Origin of the sequence: Pseudomonas sp. UBA3153 (genome assembly GCF_002364635.1) — a bacterium.
Lineage (GTDB): Bacteria > Pseudomonadota > Gammaproteobacteria > Pseudomonadales > Pseudomonadaceae > Pseudomonas_O > Pseudomonas_O kuykendallii.
Map to the genome: position 1 here is coordinate 24,921 of NZ_DEYR01000045.1, position 14,448 is coordinate 39,368.

The 14,448-nt window shown below is 68.2% G+C and carries 14 protein-coding genes and 2 pseudogenes; 5 read left to right on the forward strand and 11 right to left on the reverse strand.

The annotated features are described in order from the left end of the window. Window positions 1-7: 7 nt before the first annotated feature. The 4 genes and pseudogenes from B2X67_RS20870 to B2X67_RS11195 all read right to left on the reverse strand — a co-directional run bounded on the left by B2X67_RS20870 (window position 8) and on the right by B2X67_RS11195 (window position 3,944). Window positions 8-871, reverse strand: a complete 864-nt coding sequence (locus B2X67_RS20870) for a methyl-accepting chemotaxis protein (RefSeq protein ID WP_376747749.1) — start codon at window positions 869-871, stop codon at window positions 8-10. After that, window positions 863-1,930: pseudogene (locus tag B2X67_RS20875) on the reverse strand (methyl-accepting chemotaxis protein); the annotation flags it as partial. The pseudogene B2X67_RS20875 and the gene B2X67_RS20870, both read right to left, overlap by 9 nt. 133 nt (window positions 1,931-2,063) lie before the next feature. Continuing rightward, a complete protein-coding gene (locus tag B2X67_RS11190; RefSeq protein ID WP_286785534.1) occupies window positions 2,064-3,035 on the reverse strand; it encodes a nucleoside hydrolase in 972 nt (323 codons plus the stop codon). Window positions 3,036-3,155: 120 nt separating this feature from the next. Beyond that, window positions 3,156-3,944 carry an AraC family transcriptional regulator gene (locus B2X67_RS11195; RefSeq protein ID WP_286785535.1) on the reverse strand — a complete coding sequence of 263 codons (789 nt, stop codon included), beginning with the start codon at window positions 3,942-3,944 and terminating at the stop codon, window positions 3,156-3,158. 86 nt (window positions 3,945-4,030) lie between these two features. Between B2X67_RS11195 and B2X67_RS11200 the strand changes: the two genes are divergently transcribed. Next, window positions 4,031-5,032, forward strand: coding sequence for a bile acid:sodium symporter family protein (locus B2X67_RS11200; protein ID WP_286785536.1), 1,002 nt, complete (start codon window positions 4,031-4,033; stop codon window positions 5,030-5,032). Between the two features lie 54 nt (window positions 5,033-5,086). On the opposite strand, the gene arfB is transcribed toward B2X67_RS11200, so the two are convergent. Further along, a complete protein-coding gene (arfB, locus tag B2X67_RS11205) occupies window positions 5,087-5,500 on the reverse strand; it encodes an alternative ribosome rescue aminoacyl-tRNA hydrolase ArfB (protein WP_286785537.1) in 414 nt (137 codons plus the stop codon). 178 nt (window positions 5,501-5,678) lie between these two features. On the opposite strand from arfB, the pseudogene B2X67_RS11210 reads away from it, so the two are divergent. After that, a pseudogene (locus B2X67_RS11210) lies at window positions 5,679-6,732 on the forward strand (metal-dependent hydrolase). A 542-nt stretch (window positions 6,733-7,274) separates the two neighbouring features. On the opposite strand, the gene B2X67_RS11215 reads toward B2X67_RS11210, so the two are convergent. Beyond that, complete coding sequence (locus B2X67_RS11215) at window positions 7,275-7,922, reverse strand: YceH family protein (RefSeq protein ID WP_286785538.1); 648 nt, start codon at window positions 7,920-7,922, stop codon at window positions 7,275-7,277. 144 nt (window positions 7,923-8,066) lie between these two features. Here B2X67_RS11215 and B2X67_RS11220 point away from each other — a divergent pair, with 144 nt between their 5' ends. The 3 genes from B2X67_RS11220 to B2X67_RS11230 all read left to right on the forward strand — a co-directional run bounded on the left by B2X67_RS11220 (window position 8,067) and on the right by B2X67_RS11230 (window position 10,093). Continuing rightward, the gene (locus tag B2X67_RS11220; protein WP_286785539.1) at window positions 8,067-8,843 is read left to right on the forward strand and encodes an AraC family transcriptional regulator; all 777 of its coding nucleotides are present in this window, start codon (window positions 8,067-8,069) and stop codon (window positions 8,841-8,843) included. Window positions 8,844-8,940: 97 nt separating this feature from the next. Continuing rightward, a complete protein-coding gene (locus B2X67_RS11225) occupies window positions 8,941-9,114 on the forward strand; it encodes a DUF1427 family protein (protein WP_090230219.1) in 174 nt (57 codons plus the stop codon). A gap of 19 nt (window positions 9,115-9,133) precedes the next feature. Next, entirely contained in the window at window positions 9,134-10,093 is a 960-nt protein-coding gene (locus tag B2X67_RS11230; protein WP_286785540.1) for a quinone oxidoreductase family protein, read from the forward strand. A gap of 24 nt (window positions 10,094-10,117) precedes the next feature. Here the strand turns inward: B2X67_RS11230 and B2X67_RS11235 are convergent, their stop codons facing one another. The 5 genes from B2X67_RS11235 to B2X67_RS11255 form a co-directional block, all read right to left on the reverse strand. After that, a complete protein-coding gene (locus tag B2X67_RS11235; protein WP_286785541.1) occupies window positions 10,118-10,750 on the reverse strand; it encodes a DsbA family protein in 633 nt (210 codons plus the stop codon). 29 nt (window positions 10,751-10,779) lie between these two features. Then, a complete protein-coding gene (locus B2X67_RS11240) occupies window positions 10,780-11,712 on the reverse strand; it encodes a rhodanese-related sulfurtransferase (protein WP_286785542.1) in 933 nt (310 codons plus the stop codon). A 213-nt stretch (window positions 11,713-11,925) separates the two neighbouring features. Next, window positions 11,926-13,476: an EAL domain-containing protein gene (locus B2X67_RS11245; protein WP_286785543.1), complete on the reverse strand. Its 1,551-nt coding sequence runs from the start codon at window positions 13,474-13,476 to the stop codon at window positions 11,926-11,928. Window positions 13,477-13,571: 95 nt separating this feature from the next. Next, window positions 13,572-13,877, reverse strand: a complete 306-nt coding sequence (locus B2X67_RS11250) for a BolA family protein (RefSeq protein ID WP_273228870.1) — start codon at window positions 13,875-13,877, stop codon at window positions 13,572-13,574. After that, window positions 13,874-14,398 (reverse strand): DUF2059 domain-containing protein, encoded by a 525-nt coding sequence (locus tag B2X67_RS11255; protein ID WP_090230233.1) that lies wholly within the window; start codon window positions 14,396-14,398, stop codon window positions 13,874-13,876. Before B2X67_RS11255 ends, B2X67_RS11250 begins: the two co-directional genes overlap by 4 nt. Between the last annotated feature and the right edge of the window lie 50 nt (window positions 14,399-14,448).

The window sequence follows — 14,448 nt, forward strand, 5'->3', positions numbered from 1 at the left end:
CGGCGTCTCAGACGCGGAAGTGGCCGACCATGGCCTGCAGCTGACCGCCGAGGCGCGCCAGTTCGACGCTCGACTTGGCGATTTCCTCGCCCGCCGTGGCGGTCTGCTCGGAAATGTCGCGCACGTTGACCACGCTGCGGCTGATCTCCTCGGCCACCGCGCTCTGCTGCTCGGCCGCCGCGGCGATCTGCTGGTTCATCGACTGGATGTTCGACACCGTGCCGGTGATGTTTTCCAGCGCGCTGCCGGCCTTGCGGCTCAACTCCACGCTGGTATCGGTGACCGCGCGGCTGCCCTGCATGATGGTGGCGACCTGTTGCGTGCCCTGCTGCAGGCCGGCGACCAGCACCTCGATTTCCTCGGTGGAGTTCTGCGTGCGTCGCGCCAGGGCGCGCACCTCATCGGCGACCACGGCGAACCCGCGTCCGGCCTCGCCGGCCCGCGCCGCTTCGATGGCCGCATTGAGCGCCAGCAGGTTGGTCTGCTCGGCCACCGCCTTGATCACATCGACCACGCTGCCGATCTTGTTGCTCTCGGTCTGCAGCACGCCCATGGCGTCCGAGGAGCGCACCACCTCCTGGGCCAGCCGCTCGATCTGGGCGATGGCCTCGATCACCACCCGGTCGCCCTCGCGGGCTTCGCCATCGGCCTGCGAGGCCGCCAGCGAGGCCTGTTCGGCGTTGCGCGCGACTTCCTGCACGGTGGCGGACATCTCGTGCATGGCCGTGGCGACCTGGTCGGTCTCGATCTTCTGCGTATTGACCCCGGCGGCGGTCTGCTCGGTCACCGCGGACAGCTCTTCGGCCGCGCTGGCGATCTGGGTGACGCCGTCGCGAATCCCGCCGATCAGCTCGCGCAGGGTCGCGCCCATGCGCTGGATGCCCTGCTGCAGCATGCCCAGTTCGTCGCGGCGCTCGACGACGAGGCTCTGCGCCAGGTCGCCGGCGGCGATACGTTCCACCGCGACCAGGGTATCGCGCAGCGGACGGGTGATCTGACGGGTGATGACCCACGCCGCGAGCACGCCGAAGAGCACCGCCAGCAGCGCCGCGACGATCTGCACGCTACGCGCCTGGGCGCTTTCGGCGTCGCGCCGGTCGACCTGCAGCTGGGTCAGACGCTCGTCGTACCTGACGATCTCCTCCGCCTGTTCGGTCAGTTTCCCGCGCACGTCGACGAGGTCGGCGTTGGCCTTGACGAAGGCCAGCAAGGCGTCGTGGTAGGCGCCCAGCGCACTGTCGATCTGGGTGACGAGCTGCGGATGGTCCGGGCCGAACACGGCCTTGAACGCGGCGAACGCGCGCTGGGTGTCGTCCAGCTGGGTCATCGCCGTGCGCTCGGTGTCGGCAGTCGGATTGCCGGTGTAGCCGCGCACCTGGTAGCGCACCATCTGCCAGTCTTCCCGGGTCTGGGTGATCGAGCGGAACTGCGAGAAGCGGCTCTCGTCGTCACCGGGCAACTGCAATACCTGGGCGTTGATGGTCTTGATCGCGTCGTTGATCCTGAGCGCATTGTCGCCCATCGTCAGGCGCGCCTGCTGGGTGGCCTTGTACGACTCGCGCATCAGGTTCAGCGAACGCTGGTAGTCGGCGATCACGGCCGACTGCTGCTCCAGCAGGCGCGTGCTCTCCGGGCTGATGAAGAGTTCGTGGATCTTGTCGTGGTCGCGAAGGTAGGTGTCCAGCGAGCGCTGTACGGCGGCGGCGGCCTTCTCGTCGCCGTTCGCCAGCATGTACTGCAGGCGGGCGATGCGCAGCGCCGTCAGCGCGTCGCCGAGCCGGTTGATCTGGCTCATCGCGTTGCTGCGTTGAATCACGCTTTCCAGGCTGTTCCAGCCTGCCGAGGCGAGGATTACGGTAAGGATCAGCACCATGCCGAAGCCAAGTCCCAGCTTGCGTGTGACGCTCAGGTTGTCGAGCCAGCTCTTCATGAACACTCCCAAAGATTTCGATTTTCGATTGTCGGTAATCGCTGGAATTGTTCTTGTAAGCCAGCAGCACGCAGAAGCCGCTGTCACGGCCGCTTGGTTGACACTACGCGGCGCCCGGGCGCCGCCACGGCGCTCAGGCCGGCGCCGGCGGTATCGCGTTCCCGGCGGTCAGCACCGCCTCCATCCAGTCCTCCACGGCGGCAGCGTCGACGCCCAGGCAGACGTCCACCGGCGGCGTGCCGCTCCAGCGCTCGCTGACGAACTCGCGACCGGCCTCGGCGAACACCGTCTGCCCCTCGGCGATGCCCTCGGTGACCACGTTGAGGTGCCCGCGCACGCTACGAAACAGCTCCGGCCGACGCAGCCAGGCCACCGCGCAACTGTCGTGCGGGCAGCAGCCATCGCGGCCGAGAAAGGTGCGATAGAAGCCCGCGTAGAAGTCGAAGGCGCGCGCCAGGACCGGTCCCAGGCGCGGCTGCGCATGGGCGATGCGCGCCATGCGCGGCGGGTCGATGAGGGTGCGGTGGGTGACGTCGAGGCCGACCAGCGTCAGCGGCCAGCCGGCGGTGAGCACACGCTGCGCGGCATGCGGGTCGGAGAAGATGTTGGCTTCGGCCAGCGGCGTGACGTTGCCGCCCTCGCGGATCGAGCCGCCCATCACCACCACCCGCGCCACCCGGCCGGCCAGGTGCGGATCGAGTGCCAGCGCCTGCGCCAGGTTGCCCAGCGGACCGACCGCGACCAGGGTGATCTCGCCGGGGCGCAGGCGGGTCTGCTCGATGATGAACTCGGCGGCGTTCTGCTCGATCGCCCGGCGTTGCGGTTCGGCGAGGTTCTGGTTGCCCAGACCGTCGGCGCCATGGATGTGCGCCGGAACCGGCAGTGGCTCCTTGCGCAGCGGCTTGCCGATGCCCCGCGCCACGGGCACGTCGACGCCGGCGTGCTCCAGCAGGAGCAGCGCGTTGCGCGTCGCCGTGTCGACGGAAACGTTGCCGAAGGTGGTGGTCACGCCGAGCAGCTCGATGCCCGGATCGGCGAGGATCAGCGCCAGTGCCTGGGCGTCGTCGATACCGGGATCGGTGTCGAAAATGATCGGAATGGGCACACGGCTCTCCAGGTGGGCGGACCGGCCGCGCGGGAAAATCGCGGATTCTACCGAGCGAATCTCCATATGGCACGCATTAAGTCATATTGCCGGCGTCAACTTAATGACCGCTGCCCAGAGTCAGATGTTGAAGAATTCCCCCGGCGTGCAGCCGAAGTGCTGGCGGAACGCGGTGATGAAGGCCGAGGTGGATTCATAGCCGCAGCTCAGGGCGACATCGGTGACCCGTTCGCCATTCTCCAGCGGTGCCAGCGCGTGCAGCAGGCGCAGACGCTGGCGCCAGGCGCGGAACGACAGCCCGGTCTCGCGCAGGAAGATCCGCGACAGGGTCTTCTCCGACACGCCGATGCGCGCCGCCCAGTAGCCGAGATCGCGCCCGTCGGCCGGGTCCGCCTGCAGGCTCTCGCAGAGCACCCGCAGGCGCTCATCCACCGGCAGCGGCAACGACAGGCTGACCTCCTTGGCCTGGCGCAACTGGTCCAGCAGCACCTGCACCAGGCGGCCGTCGGCGCCCTCCTCGGCATATTCGCTGGGCAGCGCGGTGAAGCTGCGAATCAGCTCGCGGGTCAGCGGCGAGACCTCCACCACCTGGCAGCGCGTCGGCATCCAGGGCGCCGCCGATTGTTCGATGTAGAGGCTGCGCATCTCCGCGCGGGCGTTGCTGCCGACCTGATGCTGCAGCCCGGCCGGGACCCAGATCGCCCGTTGCGGCGGCGCCACGTAGCTGCCCTCGGCAGTGTGCACGCCGAGCACGCCCTGGATCGCATAGGAAAACTGCACCCAGGGGTGGCTGTGCGGCGCCGACCAGGAATCGCTGCCGAGGGATTCCACCCGCGCGTAGACCGGCCTCGGCAGCCTTTCCAGCTGCGGAATCTCACGCGGAACGGTGGAATGTCCGTTTGGCGGCATATTCTGGCTTTCTAGCGTTAGTCGGAAGTTTCCCCGAGGCGTAGAGTCGCAGACCTGATCAACCCACGCCACCGCCGAGAGATTCCATGGCCCGTCCTCGCCTGCTGCCCGACAACCTCACCCTCGCCCTGATCGCCACGGTGATCACCGCCAGCCTGCTGCCGTGCAGCGGCTCGGTCGCCGAGGTGTTCCACTGGGCGACCACCTTCGCCATCGGCATGCTGTTCTTCCTCCACGGCGCCAAGCTGTCACGCGAGGCGGTGCTCGCCGGCTTCCTGCACTGGCGCCTGCACCTGCTGGTGCTGTGCTGCACCTTCGTGCTCTTCCCGCTGCTCGGCCTGGCGCTGAAACCGCTGCTGTCGCCGCTGGTCACGCCGCAGCTGTACCTCGGCATCCTGTTCCTCTGCGCGCTGCCGGCCACCGTGCAGTCGGCCATCGCCTTCACCTCGCTGGCGCGCGGCAACATCCCGGCGGCGGTGTGCAGCGCCTCGGCCTCGACCATGATCGGCATCTTCCTCACCCCGCTGCTGGTGCAACTGATGCTCGGTGTGCAGGGCAGCAACGGCGGCCTCGACGCCATCGGCAAGATCGTCCTGCAGCTCTTCGTGCCCTTCGTCGCCGGCCAGCTGGCACGTCGCTGGATCGGCCGCTGGGTGGATGCACACAAGGGTTCGCTGAAGTTCTTCGACCAGGGCTCGATCCTGCTGGTGGTCTACACCGCGTTCAGCGAGGCGGTCATCCAGGGGCTCTGGCAGTCGATTCCGCTGCCGGCGCTGGCCGGGCTGCTGGTGTGCTGCTGCATCCTGCTGGCCCTGTCGCTGGGCATGACCACGCTGCTCGCGCGCAAGCTCGGCTTCTCCAAGGAGGACGAGATCACCATCGTCTTCTGCGGCTCGAAGAAGAGCCTGGCCAGCGGCGTGCCGATGGCCAACGTCCTGTTCGCCAGCAGCGCGGTGGGCGCGATCATCCTGCCGGTGATGCTGTTCCACCAGATCCAGCTGATGGTCTGCGCGGTGCTCGCGCAAAGCTACGCGCGGCGTGCGGTCAGCGCAGCGGCTGAGGTAGAGACCACCCAGGCACGCGCCTGAACGCCGGGCGGGCCGAAGCCAGCCCCATCCGCGCGGCGAACGCCGTGAAGCCGATCAGACATCCACCCGCCCGCGCCCGGCCTTGATCGCGCCGCGCTTGGCCTTGCCCTCCAGGCGGCGCTTCTTCGAGCCGAGGGTGGGTTTGGTCGGGCGGCGCTTCTTCTCCACTTTGCCGGCGTCGCGGATCAGCTCGGCCAGGCGCTCCAGGGCGTCGGCGCGGTTCTGTTCCTGGGTGCGGTACTGCTGCGCCTTGATCACCACCACGCCCTCGCCGGTGATGCGACTGTCGCGCAGCGCCAGCAGGCGTTCCTTGTAGAACGGCGGCAGCGACGACGCCTGGCTGTCGAACCGCAGGTGCACCGCGCTGGAGACCTTGTTGACGTTCTGCCCGCCAGCGCCCTGGGCGCGGATCGCGGTGAGTTCGATCTCGTCATCGGACAGGTGGACGGCGTTGGAGATTTCCAGCATGGCGGGCGTTCGTCGTTGGGCGGGTGACTACCCTACCTCAGACCGCGACGCCTGACCTTCGATCCGCGCGCAACGCCGCGCCGAAGACATCCGCGGAAACCTTTTCCAACGATCCGTTGCCCACCGCACGGGCGCCGATGGATTACCGTGGCGGTCAAGGTCGGCGAACGAGGCAACCATGGATTCGATAACCCAGGCGGTACTCGGCGCCACGCTCCAGGCCGCCCTGCTCGGCCGCTGGCAGGGACGCAAGGCGCTGCTCTACGGCGCCGCGCTTGCGACCCTGCCGGACCTCGACGTGGTGATCGACTACGGCGACGCGGTGGCGGGAATGACCTACCACCGCAGTTTCAGCCATTCCCTGCTGGTGCTGACCGGCCTGGCGCTGGCGCTCACCCTGCTGCTGCGCTGGCGCCCGCATCCCGGTTATTCCGCCGGGCGGCTGTTCGTCACGCTGTGGCTGGTGCTTGCCACCCATCCGCTGCTGGACGCCTTCACCAGCTACGGCACCCAGCTGTTCTGGCCGTTCACGCCGACGCCGACCGCCCGGTCGACGGTGTTCATCATCGATCCGCTGTACACCGCGCCGCTGCTGGTGGCGGTGATCGGCGGGCTGCTCCACGGCCTGCGCGACAAGTCCCCGCGCCTGCCCCTGCTGGCTCGCGCTGTCCAGTCTGTACCTGGGATTCACCGTCGTCGGCAAGCAGATGGCCGAGCAAGCGGTGGAGAAGGAACTGGCGCGCCAGGGCATCCACGCCGACGCGCTGTTCAGCGGGCCGACGCCCTTCAACAGCCTGCTCTGGCGGGTCATCGTGCGTGACGGAGCGGATTACCACGAGGCGGTGGTCGGCTGGTTCGACAGCCAGCCGCCGCGGATCGAGCGCTTCGCCCGCGGCACCGGCTTGCGCGCCGTGCTGGCCGATTCGCCGCAGGAAAAGCGCCTGGAATGGTTCACCGGCGACTGGCTGCGCTACGACGAGATCGACGGCCAGCTGATCGTCACCGACCTGCGCCTGGGCATGACCGGCTTCCATCCCTTCCGCTTCCCGCTGGCGGAGCGACGCGACGGGCAGTGGCAGCTGATCCCCTACGTCGAACGCCTGCCGATGGAGCGTGGCGGCGCGGCGCAGATGAAGCAGGTGTGGGCGCGCATCTGGCAGCAGCAACCGCCGCTGCCGCTGCGCGAATGGGCGGAAACGCTGAAGCGGACGAGTCGCCCTGTTGGAGCGTAAGCCTTGGGCGCCACGCTGCTGCGGTATTGGTGCGCGCGGCGCACCCTACGAGAGCATCGGCTCCCGACCTCATCGCGCGAAGCACCGCACCCTACGAATTGCATTGGCATTCCGACCGCATCGCCCGGAGCATCGCACCGTAGGGTGCGCGATGCGCACCCTACGAATTGCATTGGCATTCCGACCGCATCGTGCGAAGCACCGCACCGTAGGGTGCGCCATGCGCACCGGCACCTTCGGTGCGCGCGGCGCACCCTACGAAAGCATCGGTTCCCGACCTCATCGCGCGAAGCACCGCACCGTAGGGTGCGCCATGCGCACCGGCACCTTTGGTGCGCGCGGCGCACCCTACGAAAGCATCGGCTCACAACCTCATCGCACGAAGCGTCGCACCGTAGGGTGCGCCATGCGCACCGGCACCTTTGGTGCGCGCGGCGCACCCTACGAATTGCATTGGCATTCCGACCGCATCACGCAAAGCACCGCACCGTAGGGTGCGCCGTGCGCACCGACGCGGTGGCCCTGCGCCCCGGAAGGCCAGGTCAGCCTTCGAGCCGCGCCAGGCGCTCTTCCAGCGCGGCGACGCGGGCTTCCAGTTCGGCCAGGCGTTCGGCCTGACCACCCCGAGCGGTGGAGGATTCGCCGCCTTCGGCGCGCGCGGCGATGATCGCCTGCAGCTCCTCCGGGTCCACCAGCAGGTGCATGAAACGCTCCTCGCGCTGGCCGGGCTGGCGCTGCAGCTGGACCGCCATCTGACGTGAAGCCAGGCGTTCGAGATGATGCTGGACCTGCCCCACATCCTCGAAATCGTGCATGCGGCCGCTGCGCGCGAGCAGCTCGCCGAGGGTCTGCGGGCCACGCAACAGCAGCAGGCCGAGCAGCACCAGTTGCGGCGCGACCAGTCCGAGGGTCTTGTCCGCGCGCTGTTCCCAGCGGTCGGCGCGGCTGCCCATCACCAGGCGCACCAGCCCGCGCCCTTCGAGGCTACGCAGGGCCTGGCCGACCTGGCCGGGGGTCAGTTCCATCACCGGCTCGCGGCTGGTCTTCTGGTTGCACGCGAGAACCGCCGCATTGAGGGTCAGTGGATAGCTTTCCGGGGTGGTGAGCTGCTTTTCGATCAGGCTGCCGAGCACGCGCGCTTCGGCGGCGTTGAGGGGTTCGACGGGCTGGATGTCCGTTTCTTCGGTCATTGCGGACGCTCTCCGGTTGAGGGTTCGGGCGAAGTTTACCGGCTTCATGGCCTCCGGCAGAGGCGCTTTTCGCCAGGGTTGCAGGCGTCGCCAGCGCCCGTGCTTCTTGGCTAAGATGCCGACGCCTCCACCCTCGAGCATGCCATGGCCCGCGCCACGCCCCCCGACCTGAACAGCACCAGCAAGCCCCTGCGCGGGCTGGCGCGCAGCTATCCGCGCGGCCTCTACATCGAGCCGCACCAGCACGCCTGGGGCCAGGTGCTCTACGCGATCTCCGGCGTGATGTGGCTGGAGACCGGGCGCGAGGCGCTGCTGGTGCCGCCGCAGCGCGCGGTGTGGCTGCCGCCGGGGGTGACGCACGGGATTCGCGTGGTCTCCGAGCTGGAGATGCGCAACATCTATCTGCGCCCGACGCTGGCCGAGGCGCTGGAGCCGCAGGTACGCATCGTCGAGGTCAGCCGCCTGCTGCGCGAGCTGGTGCTGGCGCTGGTCGAGCAGGAGCGCCAGGACGATCCCGGCTACTACGAGGCGCTGGCCAACCTGGCCCTGCTCGAACTGCGCCGCGCGCGGCATTCCTGGTTGCGCGTGCCACTGCCCGACGACGCCGACCGCCGCCTGCTCGGCCTGTGCCAGGCGGTGATGGCAGCGCCGTCGCTGGAGATTTCCTTCGAGCGCCACGCCGAACAGGCCGGCGCCAGCGTGCGCACCCTGACCCGCCTGTTCCAGCGCAGCCTCGGCCTGGGCTTCGCCGAATGGCGCCGCCAGGTGCTGCTCGCCACCGCCGTCGCCGCGCTGATCCAGGGCACGCCGGTGAGCACGGTGGCGCGCTCGCTGGGTTATCAGCCGAGCAGCTTCAGCGACATGTTCCGCCGCGAACTGGGCGTGGCGCCCTCGGACTACCTGCGCCGCGACGGCGACTGAGCGGCGAGATTGGCCGATAGGCAGAAGCCTATGGCCGGAGCGTGACGGCGCGCCTGCATAGACTGGCCGCCATCGCCCACGCCACCCGGAGGTTTCGATGAACTACCTGATCTCGCTGCTCATCGGCCTGGGTGTCGGTGCGCTCTACGCCCTGCTCGACTTCAAGTCGCCCGCGCCGCCGGCCATCGCCCTGGTCGGACTGCTCGGCATGCAGATCGGCGAAGCCCTGTTGCCGCTGGGTCGCCAGTTTCTCGCCCAGTGGCTGCACTGACCCCCGAAGAGGAATCCCCATGAAAGCTCTGCTATTCGCCCGCACCGGCGACCTCGCCGCCCTCGAACTGCGCGACATCCCACCGCCACGCCCCGCCGAAGGCGAGGTGCTGGTGCGCGTGGAAGCCGCCGGGCTGAACCCCAGCGACGTGAAGAACGTGCTCGGCCGCTTCCCCTACACCACCCTGCCGCGCGTGCCGGGTCGCGACTTCGCCGGTGTGGTCGTGGAAGGCCCGGGCGACCTGCTCGGCGCCGCCGTATGGGGCACCGGCAAGCCGCTCGGCTTCGCCCGCGACGGCAGCCACGCGCAGTTCATCGCCCTGCCCGCCAGCGGCGTGGCGCACAAGCCGCAGCGGCTGAGCTTCGTCCAGGCCGCCGCCCTCGGCGTGCCCTACACCACGGCCTGGGACGCGCTGGAGCGCGCCGCGGTCGACGCCGGCACGCGTTTCCTGGTGATCGGCGCCAACGGGGCGGTGGGCAGTGCCGCCCTCGCGCTGGCCAGGGCGCGCGGCGCCGAGTTGCTCGCGGCGGTGCGCAAGCCCGAACAGGCCGATCGCCTGAACGCCGCCGGCATCCCGGCCATCGTGCTGGAGCAGCAGGAGCACCTGGGCGCCCAGGTACAGGCACACTTTCCCGGCGGCGCCGAGGTGATCTTCGATACCACCGGCTTCTGGCTGCCGGCGGCGGTTCCGGCGCTGGCGGATTTCGGTCGCATCGCGATCATCGCCGCGCCGGTCGACGGCCAGGTGCAGTTGCCCGCGTTGGCGCTGTATCGCCGCGGAGGCTCGGTGGTCGGGGTCAACTCGTTGCTGTACGACGCCACCCAGTGCGCGGCGATGCTGGATGCGTTCGGCCGCCTGTTCGACGAGGAACGCCTGCCACTGCCGACGGGATTGCGCGAAATGCCGCTGGAGCAGGGCCTGGCGGCCTACGCCGAGGTGAACGCCGGCAGCGCGGAGAAGATCATCCTGCGTCCCTGATGCCTCGGAAAGACCGGGCGCGGATCAGCCCCGGACGTTGCGCTCCAGCCAGCGGGTCAGCAGCGGCGCCAGGTGCTCCAGCGGCTGGTAGCCGTTGGTCAGCAGCGCCATCTGCCCGTCGTGCTCGGCGAGCAGCGTGGGGAACCCGGCGATGCCGAGGTTCTGCGCCCAGGCGAAGTCACCGGCGGTCTGCTCGCGGATTTCCAACTCGTCGAAGGCCGCGGCGAATTCGATCCACGGGATGCCCGCACGCTCGGCCAGTTCCACCAGCACCGGCGGCAGGGTGACGTCGCGGCCCTCCTGGTAGAAGGCGCGCTGGATCAGCTCCAGCAGCGGCCAGACGCTGTCCTCGTCCAGCTCGCGCGCCGCGACCAGCGCGCGGCAGGCCGGCTCGGTGTCGTAGACGAACCCCTCCGGCAACCCCTCGTTGAAATTGAACAGTTGCCCGGTGGTGGCATTCACCGCCTGCCAGTAACCCAGCGTGCGCACCCGCGCCGCTGGCTCCATCGCCGCGCGCTCGTGGCGCAGCCCGCCGACCACCAGGTGCGTGGGCACGCCGACGGCCAGCGCCTGTTCGGCCAGCGCATCGACCACCGGGGCGAACCCCCAGCACCAGGAACACATCGGGTCCATCACGTAGATCAGGCGAGCGGCCATCGGTTGCTCCGAATCGGGTCTGTGGAACGTCAGTCGGCCTGGCGCGGATCGCGGCCCAGCGGGTGCGGCTGGTTGCGCGCCTTGGCCAGTTCGATCTGTTTCTGCCGTTCGCGGGCGCCGGCGCGGGTCTTCTCGCTCAGGCTGTCCCAGCAATGCGGGCAACTGATGCCGGGCGCGTAGTGCTCGGATTCGCGGTCCGCGACCGAGATCGGCGTGCGGCACGCGTGGCACTGGTCGTAGTCGCCCTCGGAGAGATCGTGGCGCACGGTGACCCGGTTGTCGAAGACGAAACAGTCGCCGCGCCAGCGGGTTTCGCTCTCCGGCACTTCCTCGAGGTATTTGAGGATGCCGCCCTTGAGGTGATAGACCGCCTCGAAACCCTCGCCGAGCATGTAGCTGGAGGCCTTCTCGCAGCGGATGCCGCCGGTGCAGAACATCGCCACCTTCTTGTGCCGCGCGGGGTCGAAGTGCGCCTTGACGTACTCGGGGAAATCGCGGAACGACTTGGTCTGCGGATCGACCGCGCCCTCGAAGCTGCCGATCGCCACTTCGTAGTCGTTGCGGGTATCGATCACCAGCACCTCGGGGTCGTCGATCAGCGCGTTCCAGTCCTTCGCCTCGACGTAGGTGCCGACGCGGGCGTTGGGGTCCACACCCGGCACGCCGAGGGTGACGATCTCCTTCTTCAGCTTGACCTTGGTGCGGTAGAACGGCTGCTCCTCGCAGAAGGACTCCTTGTGGTCCACGTCGGCCAGGCGCGGGTCGCGGGCGAACCAGGCGAACAGCGCGTCGATGGCGGCGCGCGAGCCGGAGACGGTGCCGTTGATGCCCTCCTCGGCGAGCAACAGGGTGCCCTTGATGCCGTTTTCGAGCAGGGTCTGCAGCAGCGGTTCACGCAGCGCGACGTAGTCCGGCAGGGAAACGAACTTGTACAGCGCCGCGACGACGATCTTGTCGGTCATGGATTTACCTTTCAGTGGTCACCCTCGCAAAGGGCGGACTCAGCGCACGGACGCAAGGCCCGAAGCGCCTCATGAAAACGCCCGGATCGGCGTGGTCGCGCAGTCTACGTTTCCGCGTCGCGCTCGTGTAGCCGGCCGGCGAAAAAGCCCGGCGGTTTTCGACGGCCTGCGCCCGCGCAGGCGTCAGGGCTCCCCGACCGCCGGCCCGTTGCGCTAGCGGATGAACTCGGCGAGATCGGCCATCGGCATCGGCTTGCCGAACACGTAGCCCTGGGCGAACTGCACGCCGGCGTCACGCAGGATGTCGCGCTGGCGCTCGGTTTCCACGCCCTCGGCGATCATCTGCAGGCCCAGGCTGCGGGCGATCTGGATGATGTGGAAGGCCATCTGGGTTCTCGAGGCGTCGTTGCCCAGGTCATCCACGAAGCTCTTGTCGATCTTGAGGAAGTCCAGATCGTAGGTGGCGAGGTAGGACAGGCTGGAATTGCCGGTGCCGAAGTCGTCGATGGCCACCTTGAATCCCTGCTGGCGAATCCTCGCCAGGATTCCGCGGGCCTTTTCCGGGGACATCAGGCCGCTCTCGGTGGCCTCGATGATGATGTTGTGCGAGGCCGCGCCGCATTCGCGGACCAATGCCTGCAGGCGCGACTCGGTCTGCGGCGAATGCAGGTCCTCGGCGGAGAAATTGATCGCGATGTGGGTCTGCGGGTTGTTGCGCAGCAGCTCGGCGGTATCCCGCGCGACCATCTGCAGGACGCTGGCGGTGATCTTCTGGATCATCCCGCTCTTTTCCGCGGCGGGAATGAACACCATCGGCGGGACCACCACGCCGTCGCTGCGACGCCAGCGGATAAGCGCTTCGGCGCCCGTGCAGCAGCCATGGCGCAGGTCGATCACCGGCTGGTAGAGCAGGAAGAATTCGTGGCGCTTGAGCGCCGCCTGCAACTCCGTCTTGAACGACAGCCGATTGCGCGCGATGAGGAACACCAGCGTCGCCAGCAGCACGCCGACCAGCAGCCCGATGGGCATCCTGCGCCAGGCGGCGCTCCTGACCAGGCCCTCGACCTGGTCGCGCGTCATGGCGGCGAAAACCTCGTTTTGCCCGTTATGCGACGGGCGCACCACGACGAAGTGCTCGGCATCGGTGAACTCGGCGGGCTTGCCATCGTAGTGCGCCAGCCACTCGCGCTTGAACACGCCCCGCGTGCGAAGCATCCGCGGCGGGTGACCGCCGACCTGGCTCAGCGAAAGGGTCGAATTCTGGTCGAGGATGTCGATCACCAACTGCGGCGCGATGATCGCTGCGTACTCGTCGTGCGCGTTGATGTTGAAGAGCGCGCCGGGCACGCCGGGCAACGCCACCCCGCCCCACGACCAGATGTGGGGCGGGTTGATCCGCTGCGGCGGGCCCAGTTCCACCGGTGCCTCGAACGTGGCCATGGTGGAACACATCAGGCGGGTGCCGTCCAGGTAGCCGAAGCCGGCCAGGTAGCTGGAGCGGGCGACGACCACCCGCATGCGCGCCAGTTGCTCCTCCGAGCAGGGCAGTAGCGGCGGACCCGATCGAAGCAGGAGCACCGCCATATCGATCTGCGCGCGCGTGGCATCGGAGCGACGCAGGACATCGAGGGCCAGACTTTCAAGGTAGGCGTTCGCCTCGTCGTGGCCATCCTGCTGCGCCAGCCGGTACGCCACTACGAGCGGCGTGGCGAGGGCGAGAACGCCGGTCACCAGCGCAAACGAAAGCAGGGTTTTCTTCCGCATCGGCGCACTCGATTGTTCTCAAGTGACTGGAGTGTAGTCAGCGGAACGACTACCACTGGGGAAGATTGAAGGCCCGGATTCGCTCCGGGCGGGCATCAATGATCGTGCTTGGAACCGCCCAGGCAGGTGGGCGATTCCGGCGCGGAGCCCTGCGCCGCCCATTCCTCCGGGGTGTAGGTGTGCAGCGCGAGCGCGTGGAACTGGCCCATCAGCTCGCCGAGTGCCGCGTAGACCTTCTGATGCCGGCGCACCGCATTCAGCCCGGCGAACTCCGGGCTGACGATGACCGCCTTGAAGTGCGTATCTTCGCCCCGGCTGTGCATGTGGCTCTCATTGACCAGTTCGAGGTGATGGGTGGACAGGCCACCCAGCGCCTCGCGGATGCGCTCCTGCATCATCATTTCGCGGGGCTCCCGGATTTAGCCGGGCTGCCGGCGCCGAGTTCGCTGCTCATGTCCTGCAGGAGTTTGTTGACCTCCGGCACCGCGCTTTCCAGCTTGGCCTGGGTCAGTTGCGCGGATTGCGCGGTGAGGGTCGGCATCTTCTCGAGAACCTTCTTGCCCAGCGGCGACTGGTAGAAGTCGATCAGGTCCTTGAGTTCCTTCTCGGTGAAATTGCTGGTGTACAGCGCAACCATGTCCGGCTTGATCTTGTTCCAGCCCACGGCCTTGTCCAGCGCGGCGTTGGCCTTGGCCTGGTAGCTCTCCAGCGTGGCCTTCTTCGACTCCGGCGCCTTCGCCTCGGCGAAGCGCTGGGCGAACATCTGCTGCACCTGGGAGTAGACCGGCGTGGTCAGTTTGTCGGCATGCGCGAGCTTGAGGAATTTTTCCGCCTGGGCGTTGTGGCTGGCCGTATCGGCCATGGCCGGGGCGCTCACGGCGGCGAAGAGTGCGGCGGCACACAGGGTGCGGAATAACGTCATCGAGTGTTCCTTGCGTAGAGAATTCGGGCTGTTTGACAGCGCGGAACGGC

What these genes read in the sequence shown, in the direction of transcription:
- B2X67_RS11215 (WP_286785538.1), bottom strand. Translation starts at nt 7,922, where the DNA reads ATGACCGAAGAAACGGACATCCAGCCCGTCGAACCCCTCAACGCCGCC.
- B2X67_RS11220 (WP_286785539.1), top strand. Translation starts at nt 8,067, where the DNA reads ATGGCCCGCGCCACGCCCCCCGACCTGAACAGCACCAGCAAGCCCCTG.
- B2X67_RS11195 (WP_286785535.1), bottom strand. Translation starts at nt 3,944, where the DNA reads ATGCCGCCAAACGGACATTCCACCGTTCCGCGTGAGATTCCGCAGCTG.
- B2X67_RS11225 (WP_090230219.1), top strand. Translation starts at nt 8,941, where the DNA reads ATGAACTACCTGATCTCGCTGCTCATCGGCCTGGGTGTCGGTGCGCTC.
- B2X67_RS11255 (WP_090230233.1), bottom strand. Translation starts at nt 14,398, where the DNA reads ATGACGTTATTCCGCACCCTGTGTGCCGCCGCACTCTTCGCCGCCGTG.
- B2X67_RS11250 (WP_273228870.1), bottom strand. Translation starts at nt 13,877, where the DNA reads ATGATGATGCAGGAGCGCATCCGCGAGGCGCTGGGTGGCCTGTCCACC.
- B2X67_RS11240 (WP_286785542.1), bottom strand. Translation starts at nt 11,712, where the DNA reads ATGACCGACAAGATCGTCGTCGCGGCGCTGTACAAGTTCGTTTCCCTG.
- B2X67_RS11200 (WP_286785536.1), top strand. Translation starts at nt 4,031, where the DNA reads ATGGCCCGTCCTCGCCTGCTGCCCGACAACCTCACCCTCGCCCTGATC.
- B2X67_RS11235 (WP_286785541.1), bottom strand. Translation starts at nt 10,750, where the DNA reads ATGGCCGCTCGCCTGATCTACGTGATGGACCCGATGTGTTCCTGGTGC.
- B2X67_RS11245 (WP_286785543.1), bottom strand. Translation starts at nt 13,476, where the DNA reads ATGCGGAAGAAAACCCTGCTTTCGTTTGCGCTGGTGACCGGCGTTCTC.
- arfB (WP_286785537.1), bottom strand. Translation starts at nt 5,500, where the DNA reads ATGCTGGAAATCTCCAACGCCGTCCACCTGTCCGATGACGAGATCGAA.
- B2X67_RS11230 (WP_286785540.1), top strand. Translation starts at nt 9,134, where the DNA reads ATGAAAGCTCTGCTATTCGCCCGCACCGGCGACCTCGCCGCCCTCGAA.
- B2X67_RS20870 (WP_376747749.1), bottom strand. Translation starts at nt 871, where the DNA reads ATGGGCGCGACCCTGCGCGAGCTGATCGGCGGGATTCGCGACGGCGTC.